This window comes from Belnapia sp. AC561 (assembly GCF_979252845.1).
In genome coordinates, this window is record NZ_CEEDBP010000377.1 from 1 (window position 1) to 249 (window position 249).

General features: G+C 63.5%; 1 protein-coding gene. It reads right to left on the reverse strand.

The genetic code is table 11. The annotated features are described in order from the left end of the window. The coding region (locus AC0IW9_RS31500; protein WP_471652218.1) for an SdiA-regulated domain-containing protein at positions 1-249 on the reverse strand (249 nt) is incomplete at both ends.

Here is a 249-nt window from a genome sequence, read left to right on the forward strand (position 1 = left end):
GGCAATGCCCTCCGCCTGCGGCACGGTTTTCTTCAGTCCACTCTGGCCGCGCAACAAAGACAACGTGCTGATCGGCTTGCCGTCGGTGTCCAGTTCGATCACCAGCCGCGACTCATCCGACAGCGCCAGCAAATGCCCGGTGGGCATGTCGAAATCCAGACTCGACAGGTCGCGCACAAACAGCCCGGCGTCTCGTTGCGGATCGTCTACCACGTGCACGGCGAAGGGGCGGTCGACGTTGGTGTGGGG